22 protein-coding genes and 1 tRNA gene are annotated in these 21,672 nt (G+C 34.9%); 21 read left to right on the forward strand and 2 right to left on the reverse strand.

What is annotated here, in order from left to right:
• Positions 1-75: 75 nt before the first annotated feature.
• From CLV55_RS03210 to dtd, 12 genes are all read left to right on the forward strand, one after another.
• Positions 76-750 (forward strand): TetR family transcriptional regulator C-terminal domain-containing protein, encoded by a 675-nt coding sequence (locus tag CLV55_RS03210; protein ID WP_245902673.1) that lies wholly within the window; start codon positions 76-78, stop codon positions 748-750.
• The gene (locus CLV55_RS03215) at positions 747-2,054 is read left to right on the forward strand and encodes an ABC1 kinase family protein (protein WP_112112307.1); all 1,308 of its coding nucleotides are present in this window, start codon (positions 747-749) and stop codon (positions 2,052-2,054) included. The genes CLV55_RS03210 and CLV55_RS03215 overlap by 4 nt, the downstream gene beginning before the upstream one ends.
• Positions 2,055-2,070: 16 nt before the next feature.
• Positions 2,071-2,184 (forward strand): DUF2256 domain-containing protein, encoded by a 114-nt coding sequence (locus tag CLV55_RS03220; protein ID WP_394338231.1) that lies wholly within the window; start codon positions 2,071-2,073, stop codon positions 2,182-2,184.
• Positions 2,162-3,472: a DASH family cryptochrome gene (locus tag CLV55_RS03225; RefSeq protein ID WP_112112309.1), complete on the forward strand. Its 1,311-nt coding sequence runs from the start codon at positions 2,162-2,164 to the stop codon at positions 3,470-3,472. The genes CLV55_RS03220 and CLV55_RS03225 overlap by 23 nt, the downstream gene beginning before the upstream one ends.
• Positions 3,472-4,998 carry a cryptochrome/photolyase family protein gene (locus CLV55_RS03230; protein WP_317048362.1) on the forward strand — a complete coding sequence of 509 codons (1,527 nt, stop codon included), beginning with the start codon at positions 3,472-3,474 and terminating at the stop codon, positions 4,996-4,998. Before CLV55_RS03225 ends, CLV55_RS03230 begins: the two co-directional genes overlap by 1 nt.
• Before the next feature lie 2 nt (positions 4,999-5,000).
• Positions 5,001-5,312 carry a TIGR03643 family protein gene (locus tag CLV55_RS03235; RefSeq protein ID WP_112112311.1) on the forward strand — a complete coding sequence of 104 codons (312 nt, stop codon included), beginning with the start codon at positions 5,001-5,003 and terminating at the stop codon, positions 5,310-5,312.
• Positions 5,313-5,378: 66 nt separating this feature from the next.
• Entirely contained in the window at positions 5,379-6,062 is a 684-nt protein-coding gene (locus CLV55_RS03240; RefSeq protein WP_112112477.1) for an SDR family NAD(P)-dependent oxidoreductase, read from the forward strand.
• Between the two features lie 11 nt (positions 6,063-6,073).
• A complete protein-coding gene (folE, locus tag CLV55_RS03245; protein WP_112112312.1) occupies positions 6,074-6,760 on the forward strand; it encodes a GTP cyclohydrolase I FolE in 687 nt (228 codons plus the stop codon).
• A gap of 75 nt (positions 6,761-6,835) precedes the next feature.
• A complete protein-coding gene (locus tag CLV55_RS03250) occupies positions 6,836-7,909 on the forward strand; it encodes a bifunctional 3-deoxy-7-phosphoheptulonate synthase/chorismate mutase type II (protein ID WP_112112313.1) in 1,074 nt (357 codons plus the stop codon).
• Positions 7,910-7,987: 78 nt separating this feature from the next.
• On the forward strand, positions 7,988-8,965 hold the full coding sequence (gene rsgA, locus CLV55_RS03255) for a ribosome small subunit-dependent GTPase A (RefSeq protein WP_112112314.1): 978 nt from the start codon (positions 7,988-7,990) through the stop codon (positions 8,963-8,965).
• Positions 8,966-9,074: 109 nt separating this feature from the next.
• Positions 9,075-9,380, forward strand: a complete 306-nt coding sequence (locus CLV55_RS03260) for a GIY-YIG nuclease family protein (protein ID WP_112112315.1) — start codon at positions 9,075-9,077, stop codon at positions 9,378-9,380.
• 34 nt (positions 9,381-9,414) lie between these two features.
• On the forward strand, positions 9,415-9,867 hold the full coding sequence (gene dtd / locus CLV55_RS03265; protein ID WP_112112316.1) for a D-aminoacyl-tRNA deacylase: 453 nt from the start codon (positions 9,415-9,417) through the stop codon (positions 9,865-9,867).
• Between the two features lie 65 nt (positions 9,868-9,932).
• Here the strand turns inward: dtd and CLV55_RS03270 are convergent, their stop codons facing one another.
• Positions 9,933-10,307 (reverse strand): hypothetical protein, encoded by a 375-nt coding sequence (locus CLV55_RS03270; protein ID WP_112112317.1) that lies wholly within the window; start codon positions 10,305-10,307, stop codon positions 9,933-9,935.
• Between the two features lie 431 nt (positions 10,308-10,738).
• On the opposite strand from CLV55_RS03270, the gene CLV55_RS03275 reads away from it, so the two are divergent.
• The 6 genes from CLV55_RS03275 (at position 10,739) to aroA (ending at position 16,804) form a co-directional block, all read left to right on the forward strand.
• Positions 10,739-11,224, forward strand: a complete 486-nt coding sequence (locus CLV55_RS03275; protein WP_146739524.1) for a hypothetical protein — start codon at positions 10,739-10,741, stop codon at positions 11,222-11,224.
• Positions 11,225-11,386: 162 nt separating this feature from the next.
• Complete coding sequence (locus tag CLV55_RS03280; protein WP_112112319.1) at positions 11,387-13,786, forward strand: hypothetical protein; 2,400 nt, start codon at positions 11,387-11,389, stop codon at positions 13,784-13,786.
• 10 nt (positions 13,787-13,796) lie between these two features.
• Positions 13,797-14,822, forward strand: coding sequence for a DUF2971 domain-containing protein (locus CLV55_RS03285; protein ID WP_112112320.1), 1,026 nt, complete (start codon positions 13,797-13,799; stop codon positions 14,820-14,822).
• Positions 14,823-14,840: 18 nt separating this feature from the next.
• Complete coding sequence (locus tag CLV55_RS03290; RefSeq protein ID WP_112112321.1) at positions 14,841-15,167, forward strand: nucleotide pyrophosphohydrolase; 327 nt, start codon at positions 14,841-14,843, stop codon at positions 15,165-15,167.
• Between the two features lie 30 nt (positions 15,168-15,197).
• Complete coding sequence (locus CLV55_RS03295) at positions 15,198-15,560, forward strand: four helix bundle protein (protein ID WP_112112322.1); 363 nt, start codon at positions 15,198-15,200, stop codon at positions 15,558-15,560.
• Positions 15,557-16,804, forward strand: coding sequence for a 3-phosphoshikimate 1-carboxyvinyltransferase (gene aroA, locus CLV55_RS03300; RefSeq protein ID WP_112112323.1), 1,248 nt, complete (start codon positions 15,557-15,559; stop codon positions 16,802-16,804). Before CLV55_RS03295 ends, aroA begins: the two co-directional genes overlap by 4 nt.
• 6 nt (positions 16,805-16,810) lie before the next feature.
• Here the strand turns inward: aroA and CLV55_RS03305 are convergent.
• Positions 16,811-16,884, reverse strand: a tRNA-Pro gene (locus CLV55_RS03305).
• Between the two features lie 147 nt (positions 16,885-17,031).
• On the opposite strand from CLV55_RS03305, the gene queA reads away from it, so the two are divergent.
• From queA to CLV55_RS03320, 3 genes are all read left to right on the forward strand, one after another.
• Positions 17,032-18,081, forward strand: coding sequence for a tRNA preQ1(34) S-adenosylmethionine ribosyltransferase-isomerase QueA (gene queA, locus CLV55_RS03310; RefSeq protein ID WP_112112324.1), 1,050 nt, complete (start codon positions 17,032-17,034; stop codon positions 18,079-18,081).
• A 173-nt stretch (positions 18,082-18,254) separates the two neighbouring features.
• The gene (gene kynU, locus CLV55_RS03315; RefSeq protein WP_112112325.1) at positions 18,255-19,532 is read left to right on the forward strand and encodes a kynureninase; all 1,278 of its coding nucleotides are present in this window, start codon (positions 18,255-18,257) and stop codon (positions 19,530-19,532) included.
• A 68-nt stretch (positions 19,533-19,600) separates the two neighbouring features.
• Entirely contained in the window at positions 19,601-21,667 is a 2,067-nt protein-coding gene (locus tag CLV55_RS03320; protein ID WP_112112326.1) for a T9SS type A sorting domain-containing protein, read from the forward strand.
• Positions 21,668-21,672: the final 5 nt, after the last annotated feature.

Raw genomic sequence — 21,672 nt, forward strand, 5'->3', positions numbered from 1 at the left:
ATAGATTAAAAATTTGTTAACATGATTATTTTGTTTAAACAATTTGTATTTTTGTTAAACAAAATGTATTTAATCATGGCAAAAAAGAATAGCATAAAAGTAGATAAAGAAAAAATAGTAACTCTTTACACGGATTTTGTTCTAGCACAAGGAAAAAGACCTCATTCGGTTTATGAGTTTGCTAGAAACAATAATTTTGATGAAGTAGATTTTTACAAATTCTTTGCTTCATTTGAGATATTAGAATCTCAATTTTTTTCTGATATGTTTCATTATGCTATAGAAATGTTGGAAAAGTCACCCGATTATAAAACCTATAATGCGGCTCAAAAAATGTCATGTTTCTACTTTACTTTTTTTGAAATAGCAACAGCTAACCGAAGTTTTGTGTTGTACTTGTTGAATCAAGATCAGTTGCCTCTGAGAAGTCTTATGAAACTAAAAATATTAAGAAAAGACTTTCTGATTTTTGTGAAGACTGTCTTGGAGACTCCCTACAAAATTGATCATCAAAAGATAACAGACTTACAAAATCGAGTGGTTCATGAAGGGGCTTGGTTGCAATTTTTGTCCATATTAAAATATTGGATGGAAGATACTTCTGTACGTTTTGAAAAGACAGATGTTTTCATTGAAAAATCGGTGAAAGCTAGTTTTGATATGGTGTATAATGTGCCCATAGAAAGTATTCTCGATTTTGGAAAATTCATTTGGAAAGAAAAATTAGGAACTTTTAATACTAAAGGATGAAAAAAATAGATTCAATTCCAACAAAAAAAGTGGAACGTGTGGCTAAATTAGTCACAACTGGCGTCAAAGTTGGCGGGAATTACCTTAAGTATTACAGTGAAAAGGTGGTAAATCCGAATCTAACCAAAGACAAATTGCATGAGAATAATGCCACAGATATTTATGATGGGCTTAAAGAATTGAAAGGGAGTGCGCTCAAAGTAGCCCAAATGTTGAGCATGGAAAAGAATTTGCTCCCGCAATCGTACGTGGAAAAATTTTCACTGTCTCAATTTTCTGTTCCGCCATTATCCGCTCCTTTAGTGCGAAAAACATTTAAAAATTATTTTAAAAAGTATCCTGAAGAATTATTTGATGAATTTGCTTCTGATTCCATAAATGCGGCTAGTATTGGACAAGTACACAAAGCAAAAAAATACGGAAAAGATTTAGCGGTTAAAATTCAATATCCTGGTGTTCGTGAAAGCATTAGTACTGATATAGCACTTGTAAAACCTATTGCGATTCGAATGTTTAATTTGCAGGGGACATCCGATGAATACTTTCAAGAAGTTGAAAATAAATTGACAGAAGAAACCGATTATCAACTAGAATTGCATCAAAGTGAAACCGTACGTAAAGCATGTGAACGAATTGATCATTTGAAATTTCCGACGTATTATCCAGAGCTGTCTTCAGATAAAATTATCACCATGGATTGGATGAAAGGAATGCATCTCTCTGAATTTTGCAAAGTCGAAAACAATCAAGAAAAACGGAACAAAGTAGGGCAAACACTTTGGAATTTTTATATGTTTCAAATGCACCAATTGAAAAAATTTCATGCCGATCCGCATCCTGGAAATTTTTTAGTTGATGAAGAAGCCAATTTAATCGCGATTGATTTTGGTTGTATGAAACAAATTCCAGAGTCTTTTTATAAGCCTTATTTTGAAGTTTCTACGCCTAGTGCCTTAGCAGATAACACCTATTTCAAAAAGAAATTATTCGAATTAGAAATTTTGAAAAGCACGGATACTCCAAAAGAAATGGATTTTTTCACAGCCATGTTTCATGAGTTGCTAACGGTGTTTACGGAACCCATTCACAAGACTGAGTTTGATTTTTCAGATCCAATTTTTTTTGGAAAAATAGCTGCTTTGAGCGAAAAATTTGCCAACGACAAAGAATTGCGAAAAATGAATGGCAATAGAGGCTCCAAACATTTTATCTATGTCAATAGAACGTTTTTCGGTTTGTATAATTTGATGTTTGATATCAAAGCTAAAATTAAAATTAACGATTTTGAAAAATACCTCTCCTAAAGGAAATAAATCGTATTTGCCAAGTAAGATTTGTATTACTTGTGAAAAGCCTTTTTCATGGCGAAAAAAATGGAAAAAAAATTGGGAAGATGTAAAATATTGTAGCGATGCTTGTAGAAAAAGGAAGTAAAAAAATCATTTGGTTTAGAAATAACTTGCGCACGCATGATGCCTCTTTTTGGAATCATATTCATGAAAATGATGAAGTGATTGCTGTTTTTTGTCTTGAACCTGAATGGTTTAAAAAAACGCCTTTTGGATGGAAAAAGATGGAGGTATTTCGCGCACAATTTTTGATGGAGACTTTAGCCGATTTAAAACACAATTTAGCCAAATCGGGAATATCTTTTTATTGCTTTGAAGAAACAGCCTCTAAAGTTTTTCAACAGCTTTATTCTTATTTTCCTTTTACAACCATTCTCACTCAAAACGAATGGACTTCTGAAGAAAAAGCGTTAGAATTTCAAATCAAAGAACAATTTCCTGAAGTTAGATGGATTTCGTTTTATGACCAGTTTTTAATTGAGCCAGGCAACGTACCTTTTTCTATAGAGCAATTTCCTGATGTATTTACGGTTTACCGAAAAAAAGCGGAACAACGATGGGCTGTCAATGAATTGGTAGCCAAACCCAATACACAATTTTCCTCTGTAGAATTACCTTTTTCTACAAAAATTCCTTCGGTGGAGGACTTAGGTTATGACACGGTTTCTGTAGATGAGCGTTCGGCTTTTCCATGTAAAGGAGGAGAGACGCAAGCCCTTCATCATCTCAAAAAATATATTTGGGAACACCAACAAATCTTAACCTATAAACAAACGAGGAATGAGCTTGTTGGAATTCAATACAGCACTAAATTATCCCCTTGGTTGGCCAACGGATCGCTGTCTCCCAAAATGATTTATCATGAAATTAGACAATTTGAAGCAAAAGTCCTCGAAAATGATTCTACCTATTGGGTGCTATTTGAGCTGCTTTGGCGTGACTTTTTTAAATGTGTAAGCTTGAAATATGGAAATCAACTATTTCATGTAAATGGTATTTTGAATCGAACCTACCGCTGGAAATCAGACGATAAAGCCATTCAAGATTGGATTCATGGTAAGACAAAATACGATTTTGTTAACGCCAACATGTTAGAGTTAAAGTACACGGGGTGGATGAGCAACAGAGGCAGACAAAACGTAGCCAGTTATTTTGCGAAAGAAATGGAGTGCGATTGGCGAATCGGTGCAAGCTATTTCGAAGCATTATTACTAGATTATGATGTCCATTCCAATTATGGCAATTGGAACTATTTGGCAGGTGTGGGTAACGATCCTAGAGATAGAAAATTTAATATCGAATTGCAAGCCAAGAATTATGATGGATTTCATGTATATAGAAATTTATGGTTGCCTAAAAAAAACGCTAAATAATGATAGTACGTTTGATATTAGGAGACCAACTAAACAGCGAACATTCATGGTTTCGAGAAGAAGCACAGGCTAACTATTTGTATGTGTTGATGGAAATGCGGTCGGAAACCAATTATGTAACGCATCATCATCAAAAAGTGATTGCCTTTTTTGCTGCTATGCGTCATTTTTCAGAAGAACTGAAAGCTAAAGGATGTAATGTATTTTACTTTAAAATTGATGATCCTTTTAATCAACATTCTTTTGAAAAGAATCTTCAATTTTTACACACACAATACAAGATTGCCGCTTTCCATTATCAATGGCCCGATGAATATCGCTTATATCAAGAATTTAAGCGTTTTAAATCGGTATTCCATTTTGAAGTAAAAGCATTTGATTCGGAACATTATTATTGCAGTCTACAAGAGATTGCCCTAATGGGAGCCGAAAAAAAGCAGTATTTACTAGAAAATTTTTATCGTCATCTTCGAAAGAAGCACCAGATTTTAGTAGTGAACGACAAACCTATTGGTGGGAAATGGAATTTTGATACTGACAATAGAAACAAATGGAAAAATCAAGTGCATATTCCCAAAGCATTACGATTTGAAAATGACGCTTCCGAAATAACACAAAATTTAAAAAACGCTGGTATTTCGACATTTGGAAAAATAAATACAATTTCAGAATATCCCAAATCTAGAGCTCAGGCTTTGGAACAGTTGTCTTATTTTTTAGAACACGTATTGCGTCACTTTGGCACGTATCAAGATGCGATGCATACAGAGGAAAAGCTGTTGTTTCATTCCAATTTATCGTTTGCTTTGAATGTGAAAATGCTTTCTCCAAAAGAAGTTGTGCAGGCTACGGAACACTATTATAATCAACATCAAGATACGATAGACTTAGCCCAAGTAGAAGGTTTTATTCGTCAAATTTTAGGTTGGAGAGAATACGTACGCATGGTGTATTGGAATACCTATTCGGAACTGAAAACGAGTAACTTTTTAGAACATACAAAGCCATTACCTAACGTATTTTGGACAGGAAAATCGAAGATGTTATGTGTAGCAACGTGTGCACAAAATTCGCTAGATCATAGCTATGCGCATCATATTCAGCGACTTATGGTGTTGGGAAATTATGCTTTGTTGATGGAAACACACCCCGATGCAGTAGATGCTTGGTATTTGGGGGTTTATGTGGATGCAGTTGAATGGGTGCAATTGCCCAATACTAGGGGCATGAGTCAATTTGCTGATGGAGGAATCGTAGCGACTAAACCGTATGTCTCTTCAAGCAATTACATTGATAAAATGAGTAATTATTGTACGGCTTGTGACTATGATAAAAAGACAAAAACGGAAGAAAACAGTTGCCCGTTCAACAGTTTATATTGGCATTTTTTAGATAAGAATCAAGATAAATTTCAAAACAACCCACGCATGAAAATGATGTATGCGTTGTTGCATAAAATGAATCAAACCGAGTTAGAGAAAATCAATCAAAAAGCTCGAAATTTAATTGAAACACGAACTTGTTAAGTATGAGTGCAGACAAAATTATAGCGCCACGAACCTCTAGGGTATGGACAGAAGTTGAGGTAGATAGAATCATAGAAATGGCATGGGAAGACCGAACGCCTTTTGAAGCGATTACCTATCAATTTGGTTTGACCGAAAAAGAAGTCATTCAATTGATGCGGAAAGAATTAAAACGTTCCTCGTTCAATCTATGGCGTAAAAGAGTCCATTCGGGTGTCAGTCAAAAGCATGCATACAAACGCAATCCTGAAATAAAGCGATTTAAATGTACAAGACAAAGACAAATTACAGGAAATAAAATTTCAAAAAGATAAGTAAAAGTACAAGGAGGCAATACTATGTACGAAATGAACCTAACACATGAAATAAAAACACACAATATGAAAAAATATTTAATTATCGGGGGTAGTAAAGGAATCTCCAAAGCCGTGGTACAACAACTCTCACATCGAGGGGATTTTTGCTACGTCATTTCAAGAACAACGCCCGATTATGATTTTAACGGAACCCATTTTGCCCTAAATGTTTTAACAGAGGAACTCCCAGCAATTGAAAACTTAGATGGCCTAGTTTATGGAATTGGAACCATCAATTTAAAACCGTTTCATCGATTACAAGTTGATGATTTTCAAAACGATTGGCAAATCAATGTGCTGGGAGCTGTTAAAGTGGTTCAGCACTATTTGTCTCAATTGAAAAGTGCAGAACAAGCTAGCATTGTTCTGTTTAGTTCTGTAGCGGCGCAAAGAGGTATGCCATTTCACGCAAGCATTGGTGCTGCAAAAGGAGCCGTTGAAGGATTAGTGAAGAGTTTAGCGGCTGAATTGGCTCCAAAAATCAGAGTCAATGCTATCGCGCCATCTATTGTGGATACGCCTTTGGCTGCAGGAATTTTAAGAAATGACACAATAAAAGAGAACATGATTGCAAAGCATCCATTAAAAAGAATCTTAAATCCTGAAGAGGTTGCAAAAACAGCTGTCTTTTTGTTGGGTGAAGATTCTCATGGAATTACAGGACAAATACTAGTTCAAGATAACGGTCTGATTTCAATCAGCAACTAAATTTTAAAACGATGACAAAAAATCCAACCTTAGACACTTCCAAATTAGTCTCTTTTTCGATAGATGAAATAGGAGATAATCATTTATATACTAGCGTGCAAACCCCTATGAAACCAGATGCTTTTATGATGTCTGACGCTGAAAAGAAAGAAAAAATAGCCCATCATTTTAAAGAAATTATGGAGGTTTTGGGACTTGATCTCACAGATGATTCGCTAAAAGGAACCCCGCAACGTGTCGCCAAAATGTATGTGGACGAAATCTTTTGTGGTTTGAATCCGGCCAACAAACCGCAAGTGGCCCTTTTTGAAAATAAGTACCAATACAATCAAATGCTCGTGGAAAAAAATATTACGTTTTACTCCAATTGTGAGCATCATTTTGTGCCTATTTTCGGAAAAATTCACGTAGCTTACATTTCCAAAGGAAAGGTGATTGGCTTGTCTAAAATTAATAGAATTGTACAATATTTTGCGCAACGACCACAAGTTCAAGAACGCCTTACCATGCAAATTGCTTTAGAACTACAAGAAATTTTAGAAACAGAAGACATCGCTGTTGTGGTAGATGCCAAACATTTGTGTGTTTCTTCTCGGGGCATAAAAGACGATACCTCGGCGACTGTTACCAATTATTTTGGTGGGGCGTTTCAAGAGGCACAAGTTGTTCATACGTTGTGGAATCATATAAAAAATTAGAAGGCTATATTTTTTATCAAGTCAATATAAAGATATAGCTTTGTAAATCCTATTTAGGATTACTTTTTTGAGATTATGAATGATACAAATTGGTTGAAAAATTTTAACGATTCACAACCCCTTATTATTGCTGGACCTTGCAGTGCAGAAACCGAAGACCAAGTTCTTAAAACGGCTCACGAATTAAAAAATTCTAAAGTTTCTGTTTTTAGAGCTGGAATTTGGAAACCCAGAACAAGACCTGGTGGATTTGAAGGCGTGGGTGAAATAGGTTTAAAATGGTTGCAAAAAGCCAAAGCTGAAACGGGCTTGCAAATGGCAGTTGAAGTAGCTACTGCGGCTCATGTTAAGTTAGCTTTAGAACACGATATAGATGTATTGTGGATTGGCGCACGAACAACCGTCAATCCCTTTGCTGTTCAAGAACTTGCTGAAGCGTTGCAGAATACGGATAAGATTATTTTAGTTAAAAATCCCGTCAATCCCGATTTGAAGTTGTGGATGGGTGGCGTGGAACGATTTTCACAAGCCAACATCAAAAATTTAGGGGTCATTCATAGAGGATTCTCCACTTATGAGAAAACCAAATACCGCAATAACCCCGAGTGGCAAATTGCGATTGATTTTAAACATAAATTTCCCAACCTCCCCATGCTTATAGACCCCTCGCACATCACAGGGAATCGGGAGATGATTTTTCAAGTGACGCAAGAGGCATTAGACTTGAACTATGACGGAATGATTATAGAAACGCATATCGATCCTGATCATGCTTGGAGTGATGCGGCTCAACAAGTTACCCCAAATCGGCTTAAAGAAATCATTTCGGAATTAGTCATTCGTAAAGAAACAGATGAAACAGACGATTATCAGCAAAAGTTGAAGTTTCTTAGAACTAAAATTGACGATTTTGATGCAAAGTTGCTTGATGTGATCGGCAAACGGATGAAAGTAGCAGAGGAAATAGGAGCCTTGAAGAAAGAAAAAAATGTAGCCGTTTTGCAAAACAAACGATGGAACGAAGTTTTAGAAAAAATGATTGCAGAAGGCACACAAGAAGGACTTAGTGAAGTGTTTATTATCCAATTTTTTAAAGCGATACATCAAGAAAGCATCAATCATCAGGAGAAAATATTTAATCAATTGTAAATTTTTAATGATGAATTGTAAATTAGAAAATACTATTTTTGTCATTCATAATTCATAATTCATAATTCGTAATTCATATTGACAGGACTCGTTTATAAATCAACCGGAAGTTTCTATACGGTTAAGACCGAAGACCATTCGGTATATGAATGCCGTATTAAAGGAAAATTTCGCATCAAAGGCATCAAAAGCACAAACCCTATTGCGGTAGGTGATGTGGTTGATTTTGAACTTGACCAAACTACAGATGAAACCATTGGTCAGATACACACGATTCACGATAGGAAAAATTACATCATCAGAAAATCGGTAAATCTTTCCAAACAAACCCATATTATTGCAGCCAATATTGATGTGGTATTTCTTTTAATTACGATTAATAATCCCCCCACTACTACAAGTTTTATCGATCGGTTTTTGGTCACAGCTGAGGCGTATGGTATTGAGACTGTTTTAGTTTTTAACAAAATAGATACCTATGACGAAACCATGAAAGAAGAGCAGCTTTATTTGCAATATATCTATTCAGAAATAGGGTATCAATGTTTACAAGTTTCGGCACAAGAAGGCATAGGAATAGCCGCTTTAAAAGAACAGATGCTAGGAAAGGTATCTATGTTTTCGGGACATTCGGGGGTTGGAAAATCGACTTTGGTGAATGCTTTAGAGCCTCATTTGAACTTAAAGACCAAAACCATTTCCGAACAAAGCATGCAAGGACAACACACCACAACCTTTGCCGAAATGTATGATTTAAGTTTTGATGCCAAAATTATAGACACCCCAGGAATCAAAGGTTTTGGAATTGTGGACATGGAAAAGGAAGAAGTGAGCGATTATTTTCCAGAATTTTTCAAATTAAAATCGGAATGTAAATTCAATAATTGTTTGCACAAAGAAGAACCTCATTGTGCTGTGAAAAAAGCTCTTGAAGAAAATAAAATTGCCTGGTCACGTTACAACAGTTATCTAAAAATTTTGGAAGGAGATGACGAACATTACCGCCAAGACATTTATAATGACGACCGAATTGCTAGTGATGAAACGAGGAAATAAGTATTCGGTTTTTAGTCTCAGTCACTGCGAGGCACGAAGCAGTCTTATCAAGTTAGCCTAAACTATGTAAGATTGCTTCATTCCTCACAATGTCTATAAATAAAAAATTATGAAACCAGGATTTATTTACATTGTAACAAATAAGAACAATACAACTTTATATATTGGTGTAACTTCCAATTTACCCAAGAGAATTTTAGAACATAAAGAAAAGCGATACAAAAATTCCTTTTCAGCACGGTATAATTTAGATAAATTGGTTTACTTTGAACAATTTCAAATGATTCGCGATGCTATAAGAAGGGAAAAACAATTAAAAGGAGGAAACAGAGCAGTTAAACTTAATTTAATCAACAATTTCAATCCTGATTGGAACGATTTATATGATGAAATTAAAGATAGTATGATAATTTGATAAGATTGCTTCGTGCCTCGCAATGACTTAACTAATGAAAGCAGTAATACAAAGAGTTTCTCAATCTTCAGTAACAATAGAAAACAAAATAGTAGCCAAAATCCAAAAAGGATTGTTGGTTTTACTTGGGATTGAAGAAGCTGATGCTCATGAAGACGTCGTTTGGTTGGCATCTAAAATTGCCAATCTTCGCATTTTTGGAGATGAAAATGAGGTGATGAATCGGTCTTTAAAAGACATCGATGGAGAGGTAATCGTTGTGAGTCAATTTACACTTCATGCCCTAACAAAAAAAGGGAATCGCCCATCCTATATAAAAGCTGCAAAACCCGATAGTGCCATTCCACTATATGAAAAATTTGTTTCTCAAATGGAACTAGAAATTGGTAAAAAAGTTCAAACAGGACAATTTGGAGCCGACATGAAAGTGTCATTACTAAATGATGGCCCTGTGACAATTATTATTGATACAAAAAATAAAGAGTAAAAACAGTGAACATTGCACCGTTTAAAAGTGTAACGTTCACTATTTAGTCATGATTTACAAATCGCTTATTCTTTTGCCTTTTTGGTAGGTTTACTGTCGTCAACAACCAAACCATATTCACCTAAAACTTTTGGGTTTTTTGCATAAATACTTTTGAGTAGTTGAGCGCTGTTTTGAACAATAGCTCTAATGGCTGGCAAATCAATGTCTCGTTGACGGTAATATTGCTCGGCTTGTTTTGAAGCTTCTTCTGCCTTCTCGTGGTTGGTTTTGCAAGGAATTACTTTGGGACCTTCTGTAGCCCAGCTAAAATCTTGTTGCGCATTGAGGGGTGATGTCGCTCCATCTTCTTGATGTTTTTTGTAAATTTTGTTAGCTAACTCTAACAATTCTGCGGGATTTTTAGGAAGAATAATTCTTCCTGTGGTTCTTGTTGCCATGGTTTAAAGAATTAAAATTAATATTTAGAAATAATGGTTATTCAAAAATAAAAATAAAACATATATTTAACAAAAATATTTGTATAAAATAATTAATATGTTTTAATTATTGATTATTAAATAAAAAATAAACATAAAATCTAAATATAATATAAAAATAAATAATAAGAATAAGGCAGGAAATGATAATTATATCAAAAGAAACATGGTAGACGGCATCGGCAACGTTGTATTTGTCATCGGAAACATTGTATTTGCCAAAATAAACCTTGTAGATGCTATCTGCAACTTTGTTTTTAATATCTACAACATGGTAAATGCTATTGGCAACCTTGTTTTTAGCATCTACAACCTTGTTTTTGTTAACGGCTACAATTTGGAATAAAATTTTTCGTTTTAAAAGGAAACAACACTCTAGAAATCTTTATGCTATGACACTTTTTCATAAACTCTTTCATAAACCAGAAAACGAAAAAGAGATGAAATTGCTCTACCATTATTTAGCAATACTCAATCATTTTATTCAAGAAAAAGAGCACATCTATACCAACCCCAAAGGCGAACGTTTTGTTTTGACAAAATATGGGTTTTATCCCGTGGAACAATACAATCTACAACTCAAAGTGGAGCGTCAAGAAAGAAGAATCCAAGAGCTAGAACAAAAAAACAAGAGTCAAGATTTAAAAATAGATGAACTCATGTTGGATGTAAAAGTCAGTAAAAAACAATATAACGAACTCTTTGCTACCCATCAACTGCTTAAAAAAAGATATGATAAAGCTATAACTGGAATCATTTCTTTGCAAGAAACACTAAGCACTACCAAAAGAGAATTAAAGAACCAAACCAAAACACTAAACTATTTAAGAAAGGGAATGCTCTATGTTATTGGGAAATCAAAAAAAAGAAACCCTTAAAAAAAAAGACTCTATTAAAGCTACATAATTCCATACAAATCTTTTCAGCAATAATGATAAAACCTTTATATTTGAAAATCCTATTTGCGTTTGATATTCTTACAAATCTTGTTTCGGATTCAAAATCTGATAGGGTTGAAAAAATATAAAACCTTGTAAAAGATGACACTTTACGAAAAATTACAAAACACCCATAGCGAAGAAGACGTAAAAGATGTATATATCAAAGCGCTTGGACTGAAAAGCTTTAGTAAAAACCTCATAGATATACAAACCAACGAAATATGGTTTGAAGCCAAAGATGGGTACAAATACAGTACCTATCAAATGTTTACCCAATTGTTGCATTATGTGCAACAAGCCCTAGACAAAGGCGAAGCTATACCGCCTTTTCTCTGCGTTATTGATACCAAAAAAGCGGCTATTATGAAAACGGCAGATGCCCTGCCGCTCATCAGTAATAAAAAACAACCCATCAAATGGGGTAAAAGTGCAAGTGGCTATACTCAAGAAGCACTCGATGTAGTAAGTGCTTATATTGGAACATACCTCGTGAGTTTTAAAATAGAAACCCACGAAGAGGAGTTTATAAACACGATTAAAAACGCCATCAAAACAGGCGATATCATCCGTACGCAAATAACGCCCGATAACCTGAAACAAGTATTTGACAAATGGGTATTGATGATAGGACAAGAAATAAAAGACGTAGCTCCTGAAGAATACGCTTTATTGTTTTTTGCCGATATTATGAGCGATGGTACCGTGAGCACCCATGCCAACCTGCCCGCCGAACTCTTGCATAGAGGCAATGCTCCCGTATTCATGCTCAACAATAAAATATACGAGCTAGGCAACCGGGAAGGCTACCGACAATTTTGGGCTATTTACCACCGACCACCCAAAGCCGAATACAGAAACTATTTGCTGGAACGACGAGATAGTTTGATACCACTAGACGAGCGCAGTTTTAAAGGAGCTTATTATACCCCATTGAATGTAGTAGACAAAGCCTACGACAAACTCGCCGAAACACTAGGAGAAAATTGGCAAAAAAACTACATTGTTTGGGATATGTGTTGTGGTGTGGGTAATCTAGAAGTGAAACACTCCAACCCACGCAACATATACATGAGCACGCTAGACCAAGCCGATGTAGATGTAATGAAAGCCACCAAAACCTGTGTAGCCGCCACACGTTTTCAATATGATTATTTGAATGATGATATTACCGATGATGGCACGATTGATTATAGTTTGACCAACAAAGTGCCGCAAGGATTACGTGATGCCATAGCCCAAGGAAAAAAGATATTGGTATTGATTAATCCGCCGTATGCGGAGAGTGGTAGCGGTATAGGTAAAGGAGATGAAAATAAAAAAGAGGTTGAACAAACAAAAATAAATACTTTAATGAAAACCCAAGAATTGGGTTATGCTAGTAAAGAGTTGTTTGTACAGTTCTTAGTTCGAATTTCAAAAGAAATACCATCTGCTAAACTTGCCATGTTTAGTACATTAAAATATGTCAATGCTCCTAACTTTGAAAGATTTAGAGAATTTTGGAAAGCCAATTATTTAGGAGGTTTTGTGGTGCATAGCAAAGCTTTTGATGGATTAAAGGGAAATTTTCCGATTGGTTTTTTGGTATGGAAAACAGATATGTTATCAACTAAAAGAATAGATATCACCGAAATAAAAACTGAAGTTTTAGATAAAAAAGCCAAACCCATAGGTGAAAAATCATTTTATAATTTACCAAATAAAATATTTTTAAATAGTTGGATGAAAAAATCAAAAACCAATAATGAATTGGCTTTGCCTTTATCAAATGCTATTAAAGTTTCAAATAATCCAAGAAAAAAAATGTCTTGTGACAATATGAAAGGTTTTCTATTCGCAGGAAATAATGATTTTCAAAATGCGCAGACGGGAACATTATTAACTTCATCAATATATACTGGTCGTAATGGTGGAGGTGTTTATTTAGATGACAAAAACCTTTGGCAAGCAGCCATAGTCTTTTCAGTTAGACGATTAGTAAAACCCACTTGGCTCAATGATAGAGACCAGTTTTTAATCCCAACCGAGCCCTTAACAGATGAATTTAAAAACGATTGTTTACTTTGGATGTTGTTTAATGGTAGTAATCTAACAGCCAGTGCCAACGATCTCGAATGGAACGGCAAGAAATGGAGCATCGTGAATCATTTTATACCCTTTACCGAAGAAGAAGTAGGCGCAAATGATCGTTTTGAAAGTGATTTTATGGTGCAGTACCTAAAAGATAAAAAACTATCCACAGAAGCCAAAGCTGTTTTGAAAGAAGGAAAAAAACTATGGCAAGCCTACTTTGCCCACACCGATGTGAGAGCCGTGCGTGAAGAACTCAAACTCAACCGCCCCGATGTAGGTTGGTATCAAGTGCGTAATGCCTTAAAAAGAAGAAATGAAAGTGGCGATTTTGCGCCAATATCATTTAAACCTTTTGAGGAAGCCTATAAAACCTTGACAGAAAAACTACAACCTATGGTTTATGAATTGGGGTTTTTGAAGGTGTAAATTTTTTATTATGAAAATTCAAAATAATGAAGATGCTAGTCAAATGGCAGATAAATTTTTAGATGTTGTTTTTAAACCTTTTTTTCCAAAAGCAAGATACAAGTCTAAATTTATGATGAGTGGCGAAAGTCCGCCAACAAGTTTTAAGGGAGAAATTTCAAATGAGAATTTATTTGATGAGACAAAGTATAAACTAGAACCAAAAAAAGAATTATTACATTTTACAACTTTACAAGGTTTAAATTCTATATTAGAAACTGGTTATTTTAGACTTTCTTCCATTGAAAATTTATCAGACAATCTAGAATTGATTTTAGGTCTGAATAGAATGAAGGAAGAATTAAATATTGAAATTAGTGATGATACTATATCCAATTTAAAACAAAATATTTTTTGTTTATCAAGTTGTTTAAATACTCCAGAAACTATTACTGATACCTATATGTGGGAAAACTATAGTAACAGAGGTTCTGGAGCTGTATTAGTATTTGAAGTAGAAAATGTTAATTTAAATTTGTTATTTGGCAAAGTTTTATATGGTAATGAAAACTTGACAATTTTTGATGATTTAAAGAATAGCATAATTAAACATAAAAATAATTTTGGTGGCTTTATGCCAAATAATCTTTATGAAATGATGTCTAAAATTTTTTGTTTTCACAAAGCAAATAAGTTTCACAGGGAAAATGAAGTAAGGTTGTTAATTAAGGAAAATAAAAATAATATTTATGATGATCATAACAATTTATTCATTGATAAAATAATAAATAGTCAGAATGAAGTTCGTTACATATATAAATTAGTTTTACAAGAAAGAATAGAAGATTGGTACAATAAAAATTATAGCCATAGAGAAAATATAACTTTAGAGGATGCACAACAGAAGTTGCCTAAAATTAAAATTAAAAAAATTGTTTTAGGATATAACATTAAAAACACTTACGAAATTAGACAGTTTTTAATTGAAAAAAGAAAAAAATTAAGCATGAACTTTGACATAGAAATAATAAACAGTGACTTGCAATTTTTTACTTAAAAATAAAAAAGATATAACATGAACCTAAAAAACGCCCAACACGAAGTAGACGCTTGGATAAAAAACCACGGTGTGCGCTACTTTAATGAATTGACTAACATGGCTCAACTTACCGAAGAAGTAGGAGAAGTAGCTCGCATCATAGCGCGTCGTTATGGTGAACAATCCGAAAAAGAAAGTGACAAAAACAAAGACCTTGGCGAAGAACTAGCCGATGTGGTTTTTGTAGTCTTATGCCTTGCCAACCAAACCGGCGTCGATTTGCAAGCGGCTTTCGATAAAAAAATGGATTTAAAAACCAAACGCGACCACGATAGGCACCATAATAATGAAAAACTAAAATAATTGTGAATGGTAAATGGTGAATTATGAATTATGGGTGAAAATATAATTAAAACCAAATCATTTAGTTTTGCTTTACGTATAGTTAAACTGTATCAGTTTTTATCTTCTGACAAGAAAGAATATGTTTTGAGTAAGCAATTGTTAAGAAGTGGAACTTCAATAGGTGCTTTAGTTAGAGAATCAGAACAAGCAGAAAGTAAATTAGACTTTATTCATAAGTTAGCTATTGCTCAAAAAGAAGCTAATGAATCTGATTATTGGCTTGAATTATTATTTAAATCAGGTTATTTAGAAGAAGTTCAATACCAATCATTAAAATCAGATATTGTTGAAATTAATAAGATTTTAGCATCAATTAGTATTACAACTAAACAAAAAATAGGGAAAAAATGAACCTATTGTTACATTCACCATTTATCATTCACCATTCACAATTAAAGTTGACTGGCAGCAAGTCTGAAACTAATAGGTTGTTGTTGTTGAGGGCATTGTATCCCAATATTTCACTAGAAAACACGTCCAATTCTGATGATTCAGAGGTACTGTCAAAAGCATTACACTCACCATTCATCATTCATAATTCACAATTAGTTGACGTTCATCATGCAGGAACGGCCATGCGTTTTCTAACTGCTTTTTTTGCAATTCAAGAAGGTAAAGAAGTTGTTCTTACGGGTTCGTCACGAATGAAAGAGCGTCCCATAAAAATTCTTGTCGAAGCATTAAACCAACTTGGAGCTGAAATAACATATCAAGAAAAAGCAGGATTTCCACCCATAAGCATCAAAGGGAAAAAACTTTCAAAAAATAAAGTTTCACTTTCGGCAAATGTGAGTAGTCAATATGTTTCTGCACTTTTATTAATCGCTCCCAAACTCGAAAATGGATTAGAATTGACATTAGAAGGCGAAATGACCTCCCTTCCATACATCCAAATGACCTTAGCGTTATTAAATGCTATAGGAGTTGAAACTTCTTTTTTTGATAGTAAAATTTTTGTTAAACCTACGACCTATGACCTACAGCCTACAATCTTAACCATTGAATCGGATTGGTCTTCAGCTTCTTATTGGTATTCCATTATAGCGCTCTCAAACCTTGGAACAGAAATAACCTTGTCAAGCTACAAGAAAAATAGCCTACAAGGGGATGCCGTATTGGTTGAAATTTATAAAAACTTTGGAGTCGAAACTATTTTTAATGAGAATAATTCAATAACGATTATAAAATCCAGTACCCAAAACCTACACACTATAACCTACAACCTAAACCACTCTCCCGACCTTGCGCAAACCCTTGCTGTGACTTGTTTCGGACTCGGAATAGCATGTGATTTATATGGTTTACACACTCTTAAAATTAAAGAAACTGATCGATTGGAAGCCTTAAAAACGGAATTGACAAAATTGGGCGCAACCGTTTCAGTTACCAACGATTCCTTGCATTTAAAAGCAAAGACAATAATCAATAAAGGAATTACCATTTCTACCTATCAAGACCACCGCATGGCTATGGCATTTGCTCCCTTGGCACTAAAAACAACTATAGGAATCGAACAAGCCGAAGTAGTATCAAAATCATACCCCACATTTTGGGACGATTTAAAAAAAATAGGCTTTATAATAGAGGAAGAATAAAAAAAGTCGGGATGACTGGATTCGAACCAGCGACCCCTAGCACCCCATGCTAGTACGCTACCAGGCTGCGCTACATCCCGAACAAGGGTGCAAAAGTAATAAATAAAAAATAAACATGCAAAAACTTGACAACGCCTATTTTGCCATCGTATATTTGCAACCTAAAATTTGAAAGGATTTGGAACATCCTCAAACTTTTAAATTACTAAACTTTTAAACTCTTTTAAATGAAATTATCTCATTTCAATTTTAATTTGCCAGCCGAATTGTTAGCTGAGTTTCCTGCTGAAAACCGCGATGAATCACGATTGATGGTGGTTGATCGAAAAAAAGGAACTATTGAACACAAATTGTTTAAAGATATTATCGACTATTTTGATGATGGCGATGTTATGATATTAAACAATACCAAAGTATTTCCAGCTAGAATGTATGGAAATAAGGAAAAAACAGGGGCAAGAATTGAGGTGTTTTTACTTCGTGAATTGAATGCAGAGCAAAGACTTTGGGATGTTTTAGTTGATCCTGCCCGAAAAATAAGAATTGGAAACAAGTTGTATTTTGGAGACGATGATTCGTTGGTAGCAGAAGTGATCGATAATACCACGTCACGCGGGAGAACTTTGCGTTTTCTCTATGATGGAACTTATGAAGAATTTAGAAATAAATTGACTGAATTAGGAGAAACTCCTATTCCAAAATACATCAACCGTGAGGTTACTGAAGAAGATGCAGAGCGTTATCAAACGATTTATGCGAAAGAAGAAGGGGCTGTAGCAGCTCCAACTGCGGGTTTGCATTTTTCGAAACACTTGTTGAAAAAGTTGGAAATTAAAGGAATTAACTTTGCTGAAGTGACGTTACACGTGGGATTAGGAACTTTCAATCCCGTTGAAGTAGAAGATTTATCTAAACATAAAATGGATTCCGAAGAGTTGAAAATTACACAAGAAGCATGTGATATTGTCAATGCAGCAAAAGCAAATAAAAAGCGTATTTGTTGTATTGGAACGACTTCTATGCGTGCCATTGAAAGCTCGGTTTCCTCTGCCAAAACTTTGAATCCGTATGAAGGATGGACCAATAAATTTATTTTTCCTCCCTATGATTTTAGTATTGCAGATTGTATGGTTACTAATTTTCATACGCCAAAATCAACACTTCTCATGATGATTTCAGCATTTTGTGGGCATGATTTAATGAAAAAAGCCTATGAAGAAGCGGTGAAAGAAAAATATAAGTTTTACTCGTATGGCGACGCAATGTTAATTCTATAAAAGTCGACGTACTATTCGTAACTAAAATCTCACTTCTCTTAGTGAGATTTTTTTTGTCTTTATTTTTAAAAGTTTAGTAAAAAAACAATGCCTTTTAGACAATCTTTTTTTGTTACATTTACACCTGTTAGCATAAAGACGTTTACGTACATTTAAAATAAAACCAAAGAACCATGACTTTTCAGAACACGCTCGATTTTGCACAACAATTAGACCTTCAAGATCCATTAAAGACCTATAGAAATGAGTTTATCTTTCCACAACATGAGGGGAGAGACGTAATCTATTTTACAGGAAATTCTTTAGGATTGCAACCCAAACGTACCCGAAAATTTGTAGACGAAGTGATGAATGATTGGGCGCATTTGGCCGTAGAAGGTCATTTTTTTGCAGAAAAACCTTGGTGGGATTATCATGAGCGTTTTGCTCTTCCTTTAAGTAAAATAGTAGGAGCAAAGCCATCAGAAGTTACGGTAATGAATACCTTAACTATTAATTTGCATTTATTGATGGTGTCGTTTTATCGTCCCACAGCCAAGCGATTTAAAATAATATGCGAGGAAAAAGCTTTCCCATCCGACCAATATATGTTTCAATCCCAAGTACATCATCATGGTTTCAATCCTCAGGAAGCGATTGTTGAAATCAAAAGGCGTGAAGGGGAACACAATATTCGTTTAGAAGATATTCTGTCAAAAATTGAAGAAGTAGGAGATGAACTGGCTTTGGTACTTTTTGGGGGGGTAAATTATTACACGGGTCAAGTATTTGATATGAAAACCATCACTGAAGCAGGACATAGAGTGGGAGCCTATGTTGGTTTTGATTTAGCACATGCTGCAGGGAATATTAAATTGGATTTGCATGATTGGAATGTAGATTTTGCCGCATGGTGTTCCTATAAATATATGAATTCTGGGCCCGGAAATGCTTCGGGTTGTTTTGTGCACGAAAAACACCATCAGTCCAATTTGCCGCGTTTTGCAGGTTGGTGGGGACATAATAAAGAACGCCGATTTAAAATGGAACCCCAATTTGAGCCTGTTCAAGGGGCTCAAGGTTGGCAAGTGAGTAATTTACCCATTTTATCTTTAGCGCCTTATCTAGCGTCGATAGAAATTTTTGATGAAGTAGGAATGGATGCCTTGATAGAAAAAAGAGATATCATAACGTCTTATTTAGAGTTTATACTAAAAGAAATTGCTCAAGAGGTAGGAAGTGCGTTTGAGATAATCACCCCAGCCATTCCCACAGCACGCGCCTGTCAATTATCTGTTTTTTTGCATGGAGAGGGGCGAAGTTTATTTGATTATTTGATGAAAAATGGTGTGATAACCGATTGGCGTGAGCCCAACGTAATTCGCTTGGCACCTGTTCCTTTATATACTTCTTATGAAGATATGTATCGTTTTGGACAAATTTTAAAAGCCGGAATTTTGCATAGAAATTAGAAAGGTTTGGCTATTTAAAATGAATTGATTTTATTTGTAATCTATTGATAACTAAAACAAACTAAACTATGAAGTTAAAATTACGTCTAATACTGATTTTACTTGTCTTTGCAAATCTCAAATCATTGGCACAAGTTTCTTCAGATAAAGAATCCGTTGCAAGAGAATGGATTGCCTCTCAAGCAAAAGAGTTACATATCCAACCCTATCACACATTCAAACTTACCTTTGTGCGGAAGAGTTTGGCTGGTGAAACCTTACGTTTTCAACAAATGCTACACGATGTTCCGGTATTCGACAATGAAATAGTAGTTAATTTTGCACATGCTAATGAGGTGACTTTTACTTCAAATAATTACGATGAGACGATAGCAAATATCAATACAATTCCAGTATTAACAGCAAATGAAGCTATTGCTAAATCGAATAAGACTTTAGCTTTCAAAGGAGTGATTACCCATCAAGAATGCAAATTGGTAGTTTGCAAAATAAGCAACCAAACGAAATTAGCTTACAGAGTGGTGACGAATGCATTTGATATGTCAGGAAGTTGGGAAGTTATGATAGATGCACAATCGGGCGCTGTTTTAAGTACAAAAGATGTTGCAGTATATCATCATAAAAAAGAAAAAAAGAAAAAAAATGAGGCGAAAGGTGAAAATAAAAACGCTTTAAAAACTACAAATTTCGTGAATGGTTCGGCTTATGTTTATATTCCGGATCCTCTTTCTCAAGCGCATGTAGCTTATGCAGGGGATTATGTAGATAACTCAGATGCAACAAATGCCTCGTTAGATGCTGCTAGGACTAGAGTAACTTTGCCTGAAATCGATTATACAAGTGGCGTATACAAACTAAAGAGCTCTTTTGTTGAAATTAAAGATTTAGAAGCTCCAAGTAAAGGGTTGTTTACACAAGCAACGCCCGATTTTTTATTTGATAGAGCGGCAGATAATTTTGAAGCTGCAAATGCCTTTTATCATTTAGATGACAGTATGCGTTATATTAATTTTACACTGGGAATTCCTTGTATTCCACTAACAAATTCTGGAGTTCTATGGTTTGATCCTTCTGGAGATAATGGAGCAGATAATTCATACTATTCATCAGGAACATTAGTTTTTGGTGAAGGAGGTGTTGATGATGCAGAAGATTCTGATGTTATATTGCATGAAATGGGACACGGAATTCACGATTGGATAACGGGAGGTCATTCTTCAAGTTCAACAGGATTAGGAGAAGGAAGTGGAGATTATTGGGCAATGTCTTACAGCAGAAGTTTGAATCAATGGGCATCTAATGAACCAGCGTATAATTGGGTTTTTAGTTGGGATGGTCATAACGAATGGTGGAGTGGGAGAGTAACAAATTATACTAGAACGTATCCACAAACAGGGTCTACGTATACCGAAATTCATACGTACGGGCAAATTTGGGCAACCGCTCTAATGAAAATCTATGATGTGATTGGTAGAACCAAAACCGATAAAGCCTTTTTAGAAGGGTTGGCTTTGACAAATAGTTCAAGTAATCAGAAAACGGCTGCCGCTGCAGTGAGACAAGCCGCTATAAATATGAATTATCCTTGTGCTGACATTCAGACCATGACGGATAAATTTAATGCTGCTGGGTATGCTTTAACAGCACTTCCCCTAACAATGGCTGCTATTGCAGATCAAACGGTTGCCGCGGATGCAAATAATACCTATACTTTGCCAAGTTTCTCTTCTTTAGCTAATCCAATTGTTGCTAATTGTAATGCCGTAGTAACGCAATCGCCAGTAATAGGCACGGTTCTCGCTCCTGGAACGTATTCAATTACCATGACCGCTACGAGTGGTACGGCTACAGTTTCTCAAACATTTACGTTGACAATTACACCAAACTTAACCCTCAACGAAAACAGCAAGACAAAGGTAGCGGTGTTTCCAAATCCAACAAAAAATCAAATTACAATCAAAGGTGATTTTGAGGCGAATGAAAGCGTAACAATTTACAATTTACTTGGTCAAAAAGTAACGGAACGAAAACTGTTATCAAATGAAGAAACTATTGATGTTTCAAAATATGAATCAGGCTTGTATACTATTTATTTTAATGTGTCCAAAGCATCATATAAATTCATAAAAGAATAATGCAT

The organism is Flavobacterium aciduliphilum (assembly GCF_003268855.1).
GTDB lineage: Bacteria > Bacteroidota > Bacteroidia > Flavobacteriales > Flavobacteriaceae > Flavobacterium > Flavobacterium aciduliphilum.